The organism is Streptomyces justiciae (genome assembly GCF_015163075.1).
Lineage (GTDB): Bacteria > Actinomycetota > Actinomycetes > Streptomycetales > Streptomycetaceae > Streptomyces > Streptomyces justiciae.
In genome coordinates, this window is the sequence record NZ_JADDXU010000002.1 from 307,763 (window position 1) to 325,130 (window position 17,368).

Consider the following 17,368-nt stretch of genomic DNA (forward strand, 5'->3'; position numbering starts at 1 on the left):
GCACCACCCTCCGGCATCACCACGGAACCGACAACCGCCTCGAGGAACCCCATGACTTCGCTCCGCCGCCGCCTGCTCGTACTCGTCGCGGCGGTCGTCCTGCTCGCCGGTCTGGCGACCGGCATGGTCCTGCGCGCAGCCGACCGCGCCGACGAGGCGAACCGACCGCAGGCCGGCGGACCCGCCGTCAGCTCAGGGAAGTTGACGCTGGACCGCAAGAACCTCCTGACCTTCGTCAACGCGGCCGCCGGCCCGCACCGCACCGCCGTCGCCTCGGTGCCGTCCGCCGACCCGGGCGCCGGCCGGACCGCGTCCGACCTGAAGTGCGCGCGCTTCTACGCGGCGGCGGGCACCGGCGTCTGCCTCCAGTCCGACACCGGCGTCCTCAAGCAGAGCAACCGCGCCCTGCTCCTGGACGCCGAGCTGCGCACCGTACGGACCTTCCCGCTCGCGGGCATCCCGAGCCGGGCCCGGGTCTCGCCGAGCGGCCGCTTCGTCGCCTGGACGGTGTTCGTGTCCGGCGAGTCGTACGCGTCGGCCTTCTTCTCCACCCGCACCTCGATCCTCGACACCCGCACGATGAAGCTGATCCCGAGCCTGGAGACCTTCGCGATCACCCTGGACGGGAAGCCGTACAAGGCGGCGGACGTCAACTTCTGGGGCGTCACCTTCGCCTCCGACGACGACACCTTCTACGCCACCCTGAACACCGCCAACAAGACGTATCTGGTGCGGGGTTCGATCTCGGGGAAGTCGGTGACCACGCTCGTCGAGAACGTCGAGTGCCCTTCCCTCTCCCCCGACGGGACCCGGGTCGCCTTCAAGAAGCGGGTGCTCTCGCGCACCGACCTTTGGCGTGAATACGTCCTCGATCTGCGCACCCTGCGCGAGACCCCGCTAGCCGAACGCCACAGCGTCGACGACCAGGCCACCTGGCTCGACGACGACACCGTCGCCTACGCCCTGCCCACCGAGGGCAAGGTCGGCAGCACCGACCTGTGGAGCGTGCCCGCGAACGGCAAGGGAAAGCCACGCCTGTTGATCGCGGGTGCGTCGTCCCCGGCCCCGCTGTAGACGCGTCACAGCTGTGGGAGCACCTCAGCGGCGATGAGTTGCAGATGGTCGAGGTCGTCGAGGTCGATGAGTCGCAGATGGACGCGGCTCGTGCCGATCGCGGCGAACTCGCCGAGCCGCTCCACCAGTTGGTCCGGTGAGCCGATCACCGGGTCCTCCGGCGGCAGTGCGGTCTTGGCGTGCAGCGGGGCGGCCCGCCTTCGCGCCTCCGCGTCGGTGCGGCCGATGGCGACGACAACTCCGGCCGAGAGCACCAGCGGTAACCGTCCGGCGTCGGCCCGCCCGGTCCGCTCGCACGCCTCGGCGACCCGCCGGTACGCCCGGGCGGTCTCCGCCACCGACTTGAACGGCATGTTGAACTCGTCGGCGTACCGGGCCGCCAGCTCCGGGGTGCGCTTGGGGCCCCGGCCCCCGACGACGATCGGCGGCCCGGGCACCTGCACGGGCTTCGGCAGACCGGGCGCGTCGACCAGCTGATAGTGCTCGCCGCGGAAACTGAACCTCTCGCCGACCGGTGTCCGCCACAGACCGGTGATCACCGCCAACTGCTCCTCCAGCCGGTCGAAGCGCTCCGGGGCGGGCGGGAACGGGATGCCGTACGAGGTGTGCTCGCGCGCGTACCAGCCCGCGCCGAGCCCCAGTTCGACCCGTCCCCTGCTCATCCGGTCGACCTGCGCCACCGTCACGGCGAGCGGACCCGGGAGCCGGAAGGTGGCCGGGGTGACCAGGGTGCCGAGCCTGATCCGGGAGGTCTCCCGGGCGAGCGCGCCGAGCGTCACCCAGGCGTCGGTGGGGCCGGGCAGTCCGGGATCGGTGCCCATCGTCTGATAGTGATCGGCCCGGAAGAACCCCTCGAAACCGCAGGCCTCGACGCCTTGCGCGAAGCGCAGCTGGTCCTCGTGGTCGGCGCCGCGGTGCGGCTCGGTGAAGACGCAGACCCGCAGGCTCATCGGCCCTCCGCTTCGACCGGCGTGGACATGTCCCGTTCCATGAGCAGCTCGTGCAGATCCGCGCTGCACCGGGCCACTTCGCCCAGGTGCTCGGTGCGGCCCAGCGTGCGCGGCCGGGGGACGGCGATGTCAATGATCTTGCGGATGCGGCCCGGGCGCGGGGTGAGGACCACCACCCGGTCGGCGAGCAGCACGGCCTCGTCTATGGAGTGGGTGACGAAGACGACGGTGGAGGAGTTCGCGAGATGGATGCGCTGCAACTCCTGCGCGAGGTCCGCGCGGGTCAGCGCGTCCAGCGCGGAGAACGGCTCGTCCATGAGCAGCACCCGCGGCTCCCCCATCAGCGACCGGCACAGCGCGACCCGCTGCTGCATGCCGCCGGACAGCTCGTGCGGCCGGTGCCTCTCGAAGCCGCCCAGTCCGGCCGTTTCCAGCAGCCGGTACGCCCGTTCGCGGTGCTCGGCCCTGTTCCAGCCGAAGATCTCCACGGGCAGCAGGACGTTGTCCAGAACGGATCGCCAGGGCAGCAGGGCCGGCCGCTGGAACAGCAGGGCGACATCCCGCCGGGCCCCGGTGACCCGCTCGCCGCCGACCGTGATCTCCCCCTCGGTGACCGGCAGCAGTCCGGCGATCAGCCGGAGCAGGGTGGACTTTCCGCACCCGGACCGGCCCACCACCGCCACGAACTCGCCCTCGGCGATGTGCAGTCCGATGTCCCGCAGCGCCGGCGTCGCCCCGGACCGGCCGACGAAGCTCCGTGACACACCCGTGAGTCTGATCATCCAGCGGTCTCCCCTCCTTACACCTGGCTCACAACTACCCGTCCCTCGTACCCTGTTGACCGCTACAAGTGTCATGCCCTCGACGGTTCCGTCCCACCGTTCGGAAAGGACAACACTGTGCGCATGACCAGGTTCGCCCGTACGGTCGCCGCGGTAGCCCTGACGACAGCGCTGGCGCTGACGGCCGGGTGCGGCGACTCGGATTCCGACGCCGACGCCGGGAGCGACGGCAAGGCGCTGAAGAAGGTGACCTATCTGACCTCCTTCGGCAACTTCGGCCGGGACGCCTACGCCTGGGTCGCCAAGGACAAGGGATTCTTCAAGGACGCCGGCTTCGACGTCACGATCAGGCCGGGTCAGGGCACCGGCGGCGTGATCCCGGCCATCGTGGGCGGGCAGGCCCAGTTCGGCCCCATCGACCTGACAGGCGGGCTGCTGAACATGGGCAACGGCCAGGCGAAGGACTTCGTCGCGGTGGCCGCTGTCCAGCAGCACACCATGGCCGCGATCGCCACCACCGAGGGCAACGGCATCAGCAAGCCGAAGGACCTGGAGGGCAAGCGCCTCGCCGACACGCCCGGCTCCGTCGTCCGCAACCTCTTCCCGACGTACGCCCGGCTGGCCGGCGTCGACGCCACCAAGGTGAAGTGGGTCAACGGTGAGGCACAGACCCTGATGGGCACGCTCGCCGGCGGTTCGGTGGACGGCATCGGCCAGTTCGTGGTGGGCAAGCCGACCGTCGAGGCGGTGACGAAGAAGAAGGCCGTGCTGCTGCCGTACAGCGACGTGATCCCCGATCTGTACGGGAACGTGCTGATCACGTCGAAGAAGACCGCCGAACAGGAGCCGGAGTCGGTACGGCGGTTCACCGCCGCGCTCCTCAAGGGCCTGGAGTACAGCCTCGCCCACACGAACGAGGCCGCCGAGATCCTGAAGCGGAACGTGGACACCACGAACCCGGCCGCCGCGGCAGCCGAGTTGGAGCTGATGGCCGGGTACGTCACCCCGAAGGACGGTTCCGGCGCGGTGATCGGGTCGCTGGACTCCGGACGGGTCGCGAAGAGCATCAGCATTCTGGAGGACGCGGGCACGCTGCCGAAGGGAATGACCCCTGACCAGATCATCGACTTCGACCTGGTACCGAAGGGCTGACCGCGTCGGGCGCGGCACGGGGATCGGTGTCGTGCTGCTGCCCCTGGCCGGGCTGCTGGTCGCGTTCGGCGTGTGGTGGCTTCTCACCTCGGGGCTCGAGTTGATCCACCCGGCGGTGCTGCCTCCGCCGGGTGCCGTGCTCTCGGCGTTCACCGCGGCCCCGGACCGGTTCCTGGAACACACCGGCCGCACCACGGTGGAGACGGTCGCCGGGTTCGTCCTCTCCAGCGCCTGCGGCGTGCTGATCGGCCTGTCACTGGCCGCCTCGCGCGTCCTGGAGCGGATGTTCACGCCCCTGCTGGTCGCCGTCAACGCGGTTCCGAAGATCGCGCTCGGGCCGCTGCTGGTGGGGGCGCTCGGCTGGGGGCAGAAGCCGGTCCTGACCATGGTCTTCCTGCTCTGCTTCTTCCCGATCGTGCTGTCCACGGCGACCGGTCTCACCTCGACCCCGGCGGACCTGGCCGAGTTGGCGCGCTCACTGGACGCCTCCCGCTGGCAGGCGTTCCGCAAGGTGCGGCTGCCCGCCGCGCTGCCGCAGATCTTCGTCGGGCTGAAGGTGGCCATGCCGCTCGCCGCGATCGGCGCGGTCATCGGCGAGTTCCAGGCCGGCGAGTCCGGCCTCGGCTATCTGATCGTGCAGGCCGGCGGGGTGGGCGACACCGCCACCGCCTGGGCCGCGATCATCCTGATCGGCCTGATGAGCATCGTCCTCTACTTCGCCCTCGTGCTGCTGGAACGCTGGGCACTCCCCTGGGTCAGGGACACCACCTCCCCCCACTGACCCGCCGCTCCACGCCCGAGCATGGTGGTCTGACGCATAGCCGTGGACCGAACTATGTTGTCCCGCCACATGTGCGCCTGACCTGCGTGTTTCTACGGTGTGCGACACGTACCCGTCCCCACAGCACACGAGGAAGTGGCGCTCATGGCCTCCGCAGCATCCGCTCCACCCACGCCCACCACCCCGGGCAACCTGAAGCGCATCGTCGCCGCCAGCCTCATCGGCACGACCATCGAGTGGTACGACTTCTTCCTCTACGGCTCCGCCGCCGCCCTCGTCTTCAACAAGCTGTTCTTCCCGGACTCCGACCCCCTGGTCGGCACCCTGCTGTCGTTCCTCACGTACGCCGTCGGTTTCGCCGCCCGGCCGCTCGGTGCCCTCGTCTTCGGGCACTACGGCGACCGCCTCGGCCGCAAGAAGCTGCTGGTGCTGAGCCTGCTGCTGATGGGCGGGGCGACCTTCGCGATCGGTCTGCTGCCGACGCACGCGACGGTCGGCTCGGCCGCTCCCGTGCTGCTCACCGCGCTGCGCCTGGTCCAGGGCTTCGCGCTCGGCGGTGAGTGGGGCGGGGCCGTCCTGCTGGTGTCCGAGCACGGCGACGCCAAGCGGCGCGGATTCTGGGCCTCCTGGCCTCAGACCGGCGCACCCGCCGGCCAGCTCCTGGCCACCGGCGTGCTGTCCCTGCTCACCGCGGTCCTCTCGGACAGCGCCTTCACCAGCTGGGGCTGGCGGATACCGTTCCTGCTCTCCGGCGTCCTCGTGATGGTCGGTCTGTGGATTCGTCTCTCTGTCGATGAATCGCCCGTGTTCAAGCAGGCGTTGGCGCAGGCCGAGGCCCGCAAGGCCGAGCAGGACACCGCCGCGGAGAAGCTGCCCCTTGTCTCCGTGCTGCGCCACCACTGGCGGGACGTCCTGGTCGCGATGGGCGCGCGCATGGCCGAGAACATCAGCTACTACGTCATCACCGCCTTCATCCTCGTCTACGCCACCACCGCGGCGGACGTCTCCAAGCAGACCGCGCTCAACGCGGTCCTGATCGCCTCGGCCGTGCACTTCGCGGTGATCCCGCTGTGGGGAGCGCTGTCGGACCGCATCGGACGGCGTCCGGTGTATCTGCTGGGCGCGGCCGGCATCGGCCTGTGGATGTTCCCGTTCTTCTCCCTCATCGACACCGGCGACTTCGCCAATCTGATCCTCGCCATCACCGTGGGCCTGGTGCTGCACGGCGCGATGTACGCGCCCCAGGCCGCGTTCTTCGCCGAGATGTTCGCGACCCGGATGCGCTACTCGGGTGCCTCGATCGGCGCCCAGTTCGCCTCGGTCGCGGCGGGCGCCCCGGCCCCGCTCATCGCCACCGCCCTGCTGGACGACTACGACAGCTCCACCCCGATCGCCCTGTACGTCATCGCCGCGGCGGTGCTGACGCTGATCGCGGTGGGCGTGGCCAAGGAGACCCGCAACCGGGATCTGGCGGACGTGGACTCCGCGGCCGACACGGCGCCCACGACGACGGCGCCGGCGGACGCCCGCACCGTCTGACCTCGTGCGCGACCGGCCCCCGTACGCCTCGGTGTACGGGGGTCAGTGCTGTACGGGGGCCACATGACACCGTCAGTGCTGTGCCGACGCGGACAGCACGTGCAGCCGCAGCGCCAGCTGGATCTCCAGGGCGCGGGCGGGGCTCTGCCAGTCGTCGCCGAGGAGGCGGCCGATGCGCTCCAGGCGCTGGGCGACGGTGTTCACATGGACGTGCAGTGCGTCCTTGGTGCGGGCCGGGCTCATGCCGCAGGCGAAGTAGGCGTCGAGGGTGCGCAGCAGATCCGTGCCGCGTCGCTCGTCGTACGAGACGACCTGGCCGATCGTGCGGTCGACGAAGCCGGTGATGTCCCGGTCGCCGGCCAGCAGCAGGCCCAGGAACCCGAAGTCCTCGGCGGCCGCCCCGTCCCCGGCGCGGCCGAGGAGCCGCAGCGCGTCGAGGCAGCGCCGGCCCTCCTCGTAGGCGGCGGTCACCGTGTCCGGGCGGGTGGCCAGGTCCTCGACGGGGGCGGAGGCGCCGACGGTGACGGCCTCGTGGACGGCCGTGCCGAGGTGGCGGGCGGTGCGGCGGGCCAGGGCGGTCGCGGTGTCGCCGGGTTTCAGGGGGAGCAGCAGGACGGTGCCGCCGTCGCGGGCTGCGGCCAGGCCGTGCCGGGTGGCGGCGAGGTGGGAGGCGGCGGACCACAGGCGTCTGCGGGCGTCGGCCTCCTGCTCGGCGTCGGCGGTGGTGCTGTCGAGACGGGCGGCGAGGACCACGTGGGTGGCGTCCAGGTCGGCGTGCAAGCGGGAGGCGCGCTCGCGCAGGAGGCGGGGGTCGCGGTCGCGGGCGTCGAGGAGGTCGTCGAGGAGCTCGCCGCGGACGCGCTGTTCGGCCTCGGCGGCGGAGCGTCTGGCGAGCAGGAGCAGCGAGGTGACCATCGCCGCGCGCTCCAGGGTGAGCTGGTCGACGGGGTCGAGCCCCGGGTGGCCGTGCAGGACGAGCGCGCCGAGGAGTTCACCGCCCGCGGCGACGGCCGCGATCCAGTCGTCGCCGTGCCGTACCGCGTGTCCTTCGGCGCGGGAGGTCTCCAGGGCGTCGGCCGGTGCGGCGCCGGCGTCCAGGAACTCGACCGTGCCGTGCAGGACCTCGGCGACGGCCGCCGCCACGTCTTGCACCCCGCCGCCGCGCAGCACGAGTTCGGCGAGCCGGTCGTGGACGTCGGAGGCGCGCTCGATGACACCGCTGCGGTCGCGGATGATCTCGTTGGCCCGCTCCAGGTCGGCGAGGGCGGAGCGGGTCTCGGTGAGGAGGTTCGCGGTGTCGATGGCGGCCGCGGCCAGCGCGGCGAAGGAGCCGAGCAGCGCGATCTGCTCCCGCTCGAAGACCCGGGCGCGCCGGTCGGCGGCGAACAGCACCCCGATGACGTGGTGCCCCAGCGTCAGCGGCACGCCGAGGATCGCCACGAGGCCTTCGTCGCGCACCCCGGCGTCGATGGTGCGGGTGTGCTGGAAGCGGTCGTCCTTGAAGTAGTCGTCGGTGACATAGGGGCGGGCGGTCTGGGCGACGAGGCCGCCGAGCCCCTCCCCCATGCCGAGCCGCAACTGCTGGAAGCGGGCGGCGACGGAGCCCTCGGTGACCCGCATGTAGGTGTCGCCCCGGGCGGGGTCGTTGAGGCTGAGATAGGCGACGTCCGTGTTGAGCAGCGACCGGGCGCGCTGCACGATCGCCCGCAGGACGGCGTCCAGGTCGCGCAGGCCCGCCAGGTCGTGCGCGGTCTCGAAGAGCGCGGACAGCTCGGCCTCGCGGCGGCGCCTGCCCTCCAGCTCCGAGCGCACGCGCAGCGCGACCAGCTTGGCCTCCTCGAGCGCGGCGATCCGCTCGGCGGGGTGTCCCTCGGCGCGGGCGAGCAGCACCGGCTGCTCGTAGGCGTCGGCGGACGCGCCCCGGGCCAGCAGCTCGAGGAACGGGGCCTCGGCGCTGCCGGTCGGGCGTTCGGCGGACTGCACGTGATCGCGGGACATGCTCACAGGATTCCTCATCGCACGCTCACCTCGTCAGCCCTGTGGAAAACCCCGGCGGGCGGCACCACTCAGTGCGCCGTCCAGCCCCCGTCCAGCACCAGGGACGTGCCGGTCACGAACGAGGCCTGCGGGCTGCACAGATACGCGACGGCGTCGGCGACCTCCTCCGGCTCGATGAGCCGCTTGACCGCGCTGTCCTGGAGGAGCACCTCGGTCAGGACGCGCTCCTCGGGGATGCCGTGCGCCCGCGCCTGGTCGACGAGCTGCTTCTCGACCAGGGGGGTGCGCACATAGGCGGGGTTCACGCAGTTGGAGGTGACCCCGTGCGGGGCGCCTTCCAGGGCGGCCGTCTTGGACAGGCCCTCCAGGCCGTGCTTGGCGGCGACGTACGCCGACTTGAAGGCGGAGGCGCGCAGCCCGTGCACGGAGGAGATGTTGACGATGCGGCCCCAGCCCTGCCCGTACATGTGCGGCAGGGCACCCCTGACGAGCCGGAACGGGGCCTCCAGCATCACGGTCAGCACCGTGTGGAAGACGTCGGGCGGGAACTCCTCGATGGGGCGCACCAGTTGCAGCCCGGCGTTGTTGACGAGGACGTCGGTCCCGGCGGCGGCGAGTTCGGCGGCGTCCAGGTCGGTGAGGTCGAGGACATGCGGTTCGACGGCGCCTGCGAGTTCGCGGGCCGCGTCGACGAGTTCCTCCAGCCCGGCGGCGTCCCGGTCCACCGCTCTCACCTTCGCGCCGGCCGCGGCGAGCCGCAGCACGCAGGCGCGCCCGATGCCGCCGGCGGCGCCGGTGACGAGGGCGGTGCGGCCGCCGAGGTCGAGCGTGGGGGCGTGGGGGGCCGGGAGGGCGCGCGCAGCTGTCATGGCACGACCCTAGGCAGCCGCCGCACCTCACCCCATGTGGCCGTAACCCATACTTCAGCCGGTTCCAGTGGGGTCGAACCATGTGGGTGCGTCCGCCAGGGCCTGCTTGATGCGGAACTTCCCGAACTCGTTCAGCTCCGGCAGGGCGTCCACGTCGAACCAGCCCACCTCGAGCGACTCGTCGTCGTTGACCTGGGCCTCGCCGTCGACGGCCCGGCAGCGCACGGTGATGTCCATGTACTGGCAGACGTCACCGTTGGGGTAGGTGATCGGCTCCAGGGCCTGGACGAGGACCACACGCTCGGCGACGCAGCGCACCGCCGTCTCCTCGAACACCTCGCGCACCGCGCAGGCGGCGGGCTGCTCCCCCGGCTCCGGGATACCGCCGATCAGCGACCACCGACGGGTGTCGGAGCGCCGGTTGAGCAGCACTCTGCCCTCGTCGTCGAAGACGACGGCGGCGACTCCGGGGAGCCACAGCAGCTGATGACCGACGGAGGCACGGAGATCACGAATGAAGTCGGGAGTAGCCATGCCCCCGACCCTAACCGTCCGCTCCTACCCGCCTGTTGCGTACGTGCGCCGAGATCGCCCAGCCCAGTCCGCCCGCGGCGACCAGGACCAGCAGCATCTCGGGCAGGGTGCCGAGCTTGGTGGCCGGGGTCTCGGAGGACCGCAGCGGCACCTTCTGCACGAGGGAGTCGGCGACGAACATGCCGGTCTTCTGGGTGATCCGCCCGTCCGGCATGATGATCGCGCTGACCCCGCTGGTGACCGGCACCGTCACCGTCCGGCTGTGCTCGACGGCGCGGACGCGGGACATGGCGAGCTGCTGGTAGGTCATCTCGCTGCGGTCGAAGGTGGCGTTGTTGCTGGGTACGGAGATCAGCTGGGCGCCGTCGGTGACCTCGGAGCGCACGGCCCAGTCGAAGGCCGCCTCGTAGCAGGTGACCAGGCCGACCTTGGCGCCCGCCATGGTGAAGACGCCCGGTTCGGTGCCGCGGCTGAAGTCCTGGCGGACCATCGAGGTCCAGTCGCTGTTGATCGCGCCGATGAGCGAGCGCAGCGGGAGGTACTCGCCGAAGGGCTGGATCTGCCGCTTGTCGTAGGTGTCGGTCGGACCCTTCACCGGGTCCCACAGGATCTGCTCATTGTAGAGCTTGCCGTCGCGCTCGACGACGCCGCCGACCGAGATCGGCACGCCGATCGCCTTGGCGGCACCGTCGATGACGGCGCGGGCGTCGGAGTTGGCGAACGGGTCGACGTCGGAGGAGTTCTCCGGCCACAGCACGAAGTCGGGCTTGGGCACCTTGCCGGCCTTCACCTTCGCGGCCAGCCGCTCGGTCTCCCGCGCGTGGTAGTCGAGGACGGCACGCCGCTGGGCGTTGAAGTCGAGGCCCGCACGGGGCACGTTGCCCTGGATGAGGGCGACGGTCACGGTGCCGTTCTCGGCCTTGTCGCTGACCAGCGGGCGGGCGGCCAGCGCGCCGAGGACGGGGACGACGAGGCTCAGCAGGGCGACCGCGGCGGCCGACCTGCGTATCTCCTGGCCGCGGCGCTTGGCGACGGCGACGCGGACGACGTCGTAGAGCCCGAAACCGCACAGGACGACCGCGAAGCCGAGCACCGGGGTACCGCCCACCGCGGCGAGCGGCAGGAAGACGCCGTCTGCCTGGCCGAAGGCGATCTTGCCCCAGGGGAAGCCGTTGAACGGCACGCGCGCGCGTGCCGCCTCGCCGGCGATCCAGAGGGCCGCCGACCAGAGGGGCGCGCCGGGCAGCTTCGACACCGTGGCGATGCCCGCGCCGACCAGCGCGACGAAGATCGCCTCGATGGCCACCAGCGCGATCCACGGCCCGGGGCCGACCTCCACGCCGGTCCACACCAGCAGCGGCAGCAGGAAGCCGAGGCCGAAGAGGTAGCCGAGGCCCAGGCCCGCCTTCCAGCTGCGCCCGCGCAGCACCCAACCGAGGACGGCGAAGGCGGGCAGCGCGAGCCACCACAGGGTGCGGGGCGGGAAGCTGACGTAGAGCAGCACTCCGGAGAGCGCGGCGGCGAGGGCCGGGACGAAGCGCACGAGGCGGGCCCCGCGCGGGGCGGCGGCGAGCGGCTGAGCCTGGTCCGACTCGTCCACGGATGTTGCGGTGACGGTCACTCCGGGAGTGTACGGCGGGTGACCTTGGCACCGACAGCGCGGTCCACATGGCAGCACGCCTGTCGCCCCGCTCCGCTGCCCCCCTGCCGCATCCGTCCTGCACAACTCGTCCACAAACCGCCCATCAGCGGTTACGGTGTGCCGGAGCCTTTGTCGCGCGGCCGGTCAGGCGGCGGTGCGATGGCGTACGGCCGGTCAGGCGGCCGTACGAGCGGGCCCGGCACAGGTCGTGGGGCGACCGGTTCGGGGGGTCGGGTGGGATCCACGGGGATGACGTCTGCGTCCGGTCCTGGGGAGGACGGCGACAGACGAAACGTTTCTGACGCGGCGGGTGTCGTGGTGCTGGGGGCCTGCGCCGTGTGGGCCCTGGTCACGGCGGCGGTGCACGACGGCCGCCCCGAGGGCGTACTGCTGGCGGTCCTCGCGGTGGCCGCCGGGTACGCGGCGGGGCGGATCTGCGGCGCGCTCCTGCCGGTCGCGGCGCTGTGTGCGGCGGCGGCGACCGGGGTCGGCCTGGTGGTGGCCACCCCACGGCTGTCCCCCGGGCCCGAGATCGTCGCGCCGCTCGGTCATGCCGGCGGCACCGCGGCCGTGCTGACCCTGTCCACGGGCGCGGCGTGCTGCGCCGCATGGGCCGCGCGCACCCCGGCATGGCGGCTCGCGCTGCGCGTTCCGGCCGTCGGGATCGTCGTGACGGCCGGAGTGCTCGGCTCGGTCGGCGGCTGTGTCGCGAGCGGCGCGGTGCTGCTGGCCTCGCTCGCCGCCGGCCGGATGCGCGACCACCGGGGCGCGGGTTTCGCCGGGCTGGCGCTGACGGCGGCTGTCACCACCGGGCTGCCGTGGGCGGTCGCCGGGAAGGCGCTTCCGGAAGGGCTCACCGTGTCGTTGGAGGGCCAGCTGACCCGGCACCGGATCGACCTGTGGCACGACGCCCTGCACCTGGCGCACCACGACGCCGCGCTGGGCGTCGGCCCCGGCCGCTTCGGGGAGCTCAGCACCACCGCGACCCGCACCCTGCTGTCCGACGGCAAACCGCACTCGGCTCCCCTGCAACAGGCGGCGGAACAGGGAGTCGTCGGCGTGCTCCTGCTGGCCGCGGCGTTCTGCTGGATGCTCTACACGCTGTGGCGCTCCCCGCGCCCGACCCCGGTCGTGCTCACCGCCGGGGCGGCGCTGACGGCGCTCGCGGCGATCGCCTCGGTGGGCAACGCCCTCAGCTTCACGACGGTGTCCGTGGGTGCCGGACTGCTGGCGGGACTGGCCACAGCCCGCCCGCTCACGGACGAGTCACCGCTCCGGGCGGCGGAGGCACGCCCCGCGGGCGACCGACTGGCTCCGTGACCTCAGTGCGCCGCACCGGGCGTCCGCGGCCGCAGCCGGTCCCGGATGATCTGTACGGCGGCCTCCGCGTCGTCCACGGTGATCGTGAACGTGTGTCCGTCCCACAGGCTCAGCCGGACGCCCTCACCACGGCGGACGACGACGGCGGTGCCCTTCTCGGGCCGCCAGCGGTAGCCCCAGCCGCCCCAGTGCCGCGGGGTGACATGCGGGTCGACCTCGGCGCCGGCCACCGACGACAGGGGGATGCGGCGGCGCGGCACACCGATGTGGCCGCAGCGCACCTCGAGGGAGTCCTCGTCGACCTTCAGGGCGACATGCACGAAAGCGAGCGTGCCGAACAGGACCAGCAGCCCGGCCGCGATGCAGCCGACGACGGCCATCGCGAGCGGGGCGATGCCGGAGGTCCAGGCCGAGTCGACGGCCAGCTCGATGCCGAGCGCCAGGCACGCGGCGCCGACGAGCGCCAGCAGCCACTGGAACCGGTTGGTGGCCCGGCCGGTCCAGACAGCGGGATGCGGCACGTTCGCGCCGTGGGGGTGGTCCCTCATGCCTATGAGGTTACTCAGGTTTCGCCGCGCGGGTAGCGCGTCGCGGAGAGTGACCGGTCCGGACGGGTCCCTTCGTTGCCCTCGGTCACCGGGCGGGGGTGACCGCCTGGAGGAACCTTCCCTCTTCGTACGTCAGGGCGGTCCCGGGGAGGGCCTCCTGCCGTCCGCTGAGCAGGACCGTGAGCGTGCCCTCCGCGGCGGCGTCCGGCGCGGGGGCCGCGCCGACGCGGCGCAGGGCCTGGGCCGCCACGGCCCCGGCCGTGCCGTGCAGGATCAGCGGCGGGCGGCCGGGCTTCTGGACGGCCGCCCGGATGCGTTCGGCGACCAGTTCGTAGTTGGTGCAGCCGAGGACGACGGTCGTCACGTCCTCGGGCGTGAGCGCGGCCGCGGCGGCGACCGCGACGTCGACGGCCGCCTCGTCGGCGTGGTGCACGGCGTCCGCGAGCCCGGGGCAGGGCACCTCGGTGACGTCCACGCCGACGGCGAACTGCTCGATCAGACCGCGCTGGTAGGCGCTCCCGGTCGTGGCCGGGGTCGCCCAGATGGCGACGTGGCCGCCCCCGGCCGCGGCCGGCTTGATCGCCGGAACGGTGCCGATGACCGGCAGGTCCGGCTCGAAGCGGGCGCGCAGGGCGGGCAGGGAGTGCACCGAGGCGGTGTTGCAGGCGACGATCAGGACATCCGGGTCGTGCTCGGCGGCGGCCGCGGCGACGGCCAGGGCCCGCTCGGTGATGTCCTCGGGGGTGCGCGGTCCCCACGGCATGCCGTCGGGGTCCCAGGACAGGACGAGATCCGCGTCGGGCCGCAGCCGGCGTACCGCGGCGGCGGCGGGGAGGAGGCCGAGTCCGGAGTCCATGAGCGCGATCTTCACCCGGCCACGATAGACGATGAGCCCTTCCGGGCCGCCGCCGTGGGGCAGACTGCGGCCGTGAGCGCCATCGCGTGGACCGCCGCCGTATCCCTCACCGCCTGGCTGTGGCTGTTGCTCTGCCAGGGCTTCTTCTGGCGCACGGACGTCAGACTCCCCGCACGGCGGGAGCCGGACGACTGGCCGGCGGTCTGTGTCGTCGTCCCCGCGCGCGACGAGGCCGAGGTACTGCCCGCGAGCCTGCCCTCGCTGCTGGCCCAGGACTATCCGGGACGGGCGGAGATCTTCCTCGTCGACGACGGCAGCTCGGACGGCACGGGTGAGCTGGCCCGGGAACTGGCCCGCCGCCACGGCGGCCTGCCCCTCACCGTCCTCTCGCCGGGTGAGCCGCCCGCGGGCTGGACCGGCAAGCTGTGGGCGGTGCGCCACGGCATCGGCCTGGCACGCGCGCGTGACCCCGAGTACCTGCTCCTCACGGACGCGGACATCGCCCACGCCCCCGACAGCCTGCGCGGTCTGGTCGCGGCGGCACGCACGGGCGGGTTCGACGCCGTCTCCCAGATGGCCCGGCTCCGGGTGGAGAGCACCTGGGAGCGCCTGGTCGTGCCGGCCTTCGTCTACTTCTTCGCCCAGCTGTACCCGTTCCGCCGGATCGGGAAGAAGGGGTCGCGTACGGCGGCCGCGGCGGGCGGCTGTGTGCTGCTGCGCGCCGACGCCGCCGAGCGGGCGCGCATCCCGGACGCGATCCGGCACGCCGTCATCGACGACGTGGCGCTGGCGCGGGCGGTCAAGGGCGGGGGCGGGCACATCTGGCTGGGGCTGGCGGAGCGGGTGGACAGCGTCCGGCCGTATCCGCGGCTGCACGACCTGTGGCGCATGGTGTCGCGCAGTGCGTACGCGCAGCTGCGGCACAGCCTCCTGCTGCTGACCGGCACGGTGGCGGGGCTTGCCCTGGTCTATCTCGTGCCGCCCGTGGCGCTGCTCGCGGGGCTCATGGTGGGAGACGCGACGGCCGCCGTCCTCGGCGGTGCGGCGTGGCTGGTGATGACGGGGACGTACGTGCCGATGCTCCGTTACTACCAGCAGCCGCTGTGGCTCGCTCCGCTGCTGCCGTTCACGGCGTTCCTCTATCTGCTGATGACCGTCGACTCCGCGGTGCAGCACTACCGAGGGCGCGGTGCGGCCTGGAAGGGCCGCACCTACGCACGTCCGGACACCGTCCCCGAGGAGGGGTGAGCGTGGGCTACTTGCGGCCGGGGGTCCAGTTCATGCCCCAGCCGTAGGCGTAGTCGACGGTCCGCTGCGGGCTCACGCCGCGCTCGGGCACCAGGTAGCGGGCCTCGCGCTGGACGACGAGGTCGGAGCCGGTGTTGGTGATGAGCGCGAGCGCGCACACCGTCGAGGGGACCGTGCACTCGTCGAGCGAGAAGTCGATCGGGGCGCCGTACTGCGGCTGGAGGGTCACGGTGGCGTGCAGGTCGGCGAAGGAGCGCGCGCCCTCGTAGATGGTGACGAAGACCAGGACGCGGCGGAAGAGCTGCTTGTGGTCGAGGTTGATCGTGAGGTTCTCGCCGCTCGCGACGGCGCCGGTGCGGTCGTCGCCGTCGAGGTGGATGAACGGCGGCTGGTGCAGGGAGCCGAAGGCGTTGCCGAGGGCCTGGACGACGCCCTTGCTGCCGTCGGTGAGTTCGTACAGGGCGCACAGGTCGAGGTCGAGGTCGTTGTGCATGGCGACCGGACGGCCGAGCTTGCTCGCCCACCCCGAGAACTGCTTGCGCACCTCCCAGTTGAGGTTCACGCGCATCGCGCCGGAGGTGCCGCCCTGCTTGGTCAGCGAGACCGAGGGGGAGGCCTTGGTGAGCGTGACCTTGGTGAGGCGGACCGGCTGGGCCGCGGCTGCCGGGGGTGCCGCCGGCGGCGCGGCGGGCGGCGGTGGCATGGTCACCGGGGGCATGGGCGGGGGTGCGGTGACCGGGGGTGCCACGGGGGCGCGCGGCGCTGCCGGCGCCGGGGCGGCCTGCTGGGGTTCGTCCACCGTGATGCCGAAGTCGGTGGCCAGGCCCTCGAGTCCGCTGCTGTAGCCCTGGCCGACGGCGCGGAACTTCCAGGCGCCCTGACGGCGGTAGAACTCGCCCAGCACGAAAGCCGTTTCGACGGTCGCGCCGGTGCTGTCGAAGCGGGCGACGGAGGTCCCCTGGGCGGCGTCCTTGACCTCGATGTGGAGGCCCGGCACCTGCCCGAACGCGCCGCCGTCCGCGGAGGCGGCCAGCACGATCGTCTCGATCGCGGGCTCCACGCGCGCGAGGTCGACGAGCAGACTGTCGATCACCTGACCGCCGGCATTGCGCTTGCCCTCGTGCCGGACCGCGCCGGAGGAGTGCGCGGGCTGGTTGTAGAAGACGAAGTCGCCGTCGGATCGGACCTTCCCGCCGACCAGGAGCAGCGCCGACGCATCGGCGTCGGGCACCCCCGGCCCGGTGCTCCAGCCCAATTCGACCCGCAGCGCCGTGGCCGGCACCGGAGTATTGGATCCTTTCGGCATTGACATGTCCGCCCCCATCACGTGTCACCGCGCCAGGCATGTCCCGGCAGCCCATTGGTTCTCTACAGGGTCAACCTATTCCCCGCGACAGCGAACTCCCATGACACGCACGGAAAGATCGTTGTCCAACCGCCGGTAACCCGCCCGGAACTCGGCCTTTACAGGATCCGAACGCAGGTCGCGGTCCCTTTTTGCCGAGTTCGCTCGCATTGGGGATCCCAGGTCACTGCCGACACGGAAAACAACCCTCTTATCGGTCTCCCCAACCAGCACATCGTGGGCTTAACTTATGTGCCATGACCTCCCCCCGCTCCACTTATGGCGGCGGCTACTACTCCGCCTCCTTCCCGGACACTCCGATCTACGACTCGCTCGTGGCCGAGCGGGGCACCCCGCAGATCGCCCCGATCCGGGTCCCGGCCGAGTACGCCATGCCGAGCAGCAGCAACCTGCCCGCGCTGCCGTCCGCGCTGCCCGCCCTCCCGGCGGGACCGTCCCAGCCCTCCTACGGCTATCCGCAGGCGCAGCAGCCCTCGCCGCTGCAGCAGGCGCCCGCCGCCTACATCCCGCAGCAGGCGTCCGCGCCCCGCGGTTACCCCGGGCCGCAGCAGCAGCCGCGTCCGATGAACCAGGGCATGGGCTACGAGGCGATGCGCCCCGCGGCTCCCCGGCCCGCTCCGGCGCCGTACCAGGAGCCGTACAACAACCAGCAGTACCGCGGCTACTGAGCCGACCCCGGAACCGGCCGTGCCTGCTGGCACGATGGGTC

The 17,368-nt window shown here is 72.2% G+C and carries 16 protein-coding genes; 7 read left to right on the forward strand and 9 right to left on the reverse strand.

All coding sequences use genetic code 11. The annotated features are described in order from the left end of the window. The first annotated feature begins 51 nt into the window (after nucleotides 1–51). The gene (locus tag IQ210_RS05515) at nucleotides 52–1,074 is read left to right on the forward strand and encodes a TolB-like translocation protein (RefSeq protein ID WP_194077629.1); all 1,023 of its coding nucleotides are present in this window, start codon (nucleotides 52–54) and stop codon (nucleotides 1,072–1,074) included. A gap of 5 nt (nucleotides 1,075–1,079) precedes the next feature. Here the strand turns inward: IQ210_RS05515 and IQ210_RS05520 are convergent, their stop codons facing one another. Next, nucleotides 1,080–2,024 carry an LLM class F420-dependent oxidoreductase gene (locus IQ210_RS05520; RefSeq protein ID WP_228047052.1) on the reverse strand — a complete coding sequence of 315 codons (945 nt, stop codon included), beginning with the start codon at nucleotides 2,022–2,024 and terminating at the stop codon, nucleotides 1,080–1,082. Then, nucleotides 2,021–2,806 (reverse strand): ABC transporter ATP-binding protein, encoded by a 786-nt coding sequence (locus tag IQ210_RS05525; protein ID WP_194077631.1) that lies wholly within the window; start codon nucleotides 2,804–2,806, stop codon nucleotides 2,021–2,023. The genes IQ210_RS05520 and IQ210_RS05525 overlap by 4 nt, the downstream gene beginning before the upstream one ends. 123 nt (nucleotides 2,807–2,929) lie before the next feature. On the opposite strand from IQ210_RS05525, the gene IQ210_RS05530 reads away from it, so the two are divergent. The 3 genes from IQ210_RS05530 (at nucleotide 2,930) to IQ210_RS05540 (ending at nucleotide 6,278) form a co-directional block, all read left to right on the forward strand. Next, nucleotides 2,930–3,958, forward strand: a complete 1,029-nt coding sequence (locus IQ210_RS05530; protein WP_194077633.1) for an ABC transporter substrate-binding protein — start codon at nucleotides 2,930–2,932, stop codon at nucleotides 3,956–3,958. A gap of 31 nt (nucleotides 3,959–3,989) precedes the next feature. Then, nucleotides 3,990–4,739: an ABC transporter permease gene (locus IQ210_RS05535; protein ID WP_322656315.1), complete on the forward strand. Its 750-nt coding sequence runs from the start codon at nucleotides 3,990–3,992 to the stop codon at nucleotides 4,737–4,739. Nucleotides 4,740–4,883: 144 nt separating this feature from the next. Next, nucleotides 4,884–6,278 carry an MFS transporter gene (locus IQ210_RS05540; protein WP_194077635.1) on the forward strand — a complete coding sequence of 465 codons (1,395 nt, stop codon included), beginning with the start codon at nucleotides 4,884–4,886 and terminating at the stop codon, nucleotides 6,276–6,278. Between the two features lie 72 nt (nucleotides 6,279–6,350). On the opposite strand, the gene IQ210_RS05545 is transcribed toward IQ210_RS05540, so the two are convergent. The 4 genes from IQ210_RS05545 to lnt all read right to left on the reverse strand — a co-directional run bounded on the left by IQ210_RS05545 (nucleotide 6,351) and on the right by lnt (nucleotide 11,300). After that, complete coding sequence (locus IQ210_RS05545; protein ID WP_194077637.1) at nucleotides 6,351–8,276, reverse strand: helix-turn-helix domain-containing protein; 1,926 nt, start codon at nucleotides 8,274–8,276, stop codon at nucleotides 6,351–6,353. Between the two features lie 68 nt (nucleotides 8,277–8,344). Continuing rightward, nucleotides 8,345–9,145 (reverse strand): 3-hydroxybutyrate dehydrogenase, encoded by an 801-nt coding sequence (locus IQ210_RS05550; RefSeq protein WP_194077639.1) that lies wholly within the window; start codon nucleotides 9,143–9,145, stop codon nucleotides 8,345–8,347. A gap of 54 nt (nucleotides 9,146–9,199) precedes the next feature. After that, nucleotides 9,200–9,679: an NUDIX hydrolase gene (locus IQ210_RS05555; RefSeq protein ID WP_194077641.1), complete on the reverse strand. Its 480-nt coding sequence runs from the start codon at nucleotides 9,677–9,679 to the stop codon at nucleotides 9,200–9,202. Nucleotides 9,680–9,689: 10 nt separating this feature from the next. Further along, nucleotides 9,690–11,300 carry an apolipoprotein N-acyltransferase gene (lnt, locus tag IQ210_RS05560; protein ID WP_194077643.1) on the reverse strand — a complete coding sequence of 537 codons (1,611 nt, stop codon included), beginning with the start codon at nucleotides 11,298–11,300 and terminating at the stop codon, nucleotides 9,690–9,692. A gap of 270 nt (nucleotides 11,301–11,570) precedes the next feature. Between lnt and IQ210_RS05565 the strand changes: the two genes are divergently transcribed. Beyond that, nucleotides 11,571–12,641, forward strand: coding sequence for an O-antigen ligase family protein (locus IQ210_RS05565; RefSeq protein ID WP_194077646.1), 1,071 nt, complete (start codon nucleotides 11,571–11,573; stop codon nucleotides 12,639–12,641). A 2-nt stretch (nucleotides 12,642–12,643) separates the two neighbouring features. Here the strand turns inward: IQ210_RS05565 and IQ210_RS05570 are convergent, their stop codons facing one another. Next, nucleotides 12,644–13,189, reverse strand: coding sequence for a hypothetical protein (locus tag IQ210_RS05570; protein WP_194077648.1), 546 nt, complete (start codon nucleotides 13,187–13,189; stop codon nucleotides 12,644–12,646). 85 nt (nucleotides 13,190–13,274) lie between these two features. Continuing rightward, a complete protein-coding gene (locus IQ210_RS05575; RefSeq protein WP_194077650.1) occupies nucleotides 13,275–14,060 on the reverse strand; it encodes a glutamate racemase in 786 nt (261 codons plus the stop codon). A gap of 57 nt (nucleotides 14,061–14,117) precedes the next feature. Here IQ210_RS05575 and IQ210_RS05580 point away from each other — a divergent pair, with 57 nt between their 5' ends. After that, nucleotides 14,118–15,293 carry a glycosyltransferase gene (locus tag IQ210_RS05580; RefSeq protein WP_322656316.1) on the forward strand — a complete coding sequence of 392 codons (1,176 nt, stop codon included), beginning with the start codon at nucleotides 14,118–14,120 and terminating at the stop codon, nucleotides 15,291–15,293. A 7-nt stretch (nucleotides 15,294–15,300) separates the two neighbouring features. Here the strand turns inward: IQ210_RS05580 and IQ210_RS05585 are convergent, their stop codons facing one another. After that, nucleotides 15,301–16,599, reverse strand: coding sequence for a TerD family protein (locus IQ210_RS05585; protein WP_194077654.1), 1,299 nt, complete (start codon nucleotides 16,597–16,599; stop codon nucleotides 15,301–15,303). Nucleotides 16,600–16,895: 296 nt separating this feature from the next. Here IQ210_RS05585 and IQ210_RS05590 point away from each other — a divergent pair, with 296 nt between their 5' ends. Beyond that, nucleotides 16,896–17,327, forward strand: coding sequence for a DUF6643 family protein (locus tag IQ210_RS05590; protein WP_194077656.1), 432 nt, complete (start codon nucleotides 16,896–16,898; stop codon nucleotides 17,325–17,327). Nucleotides 17,328–17,368: the final 41 nt, after the last annotated feature.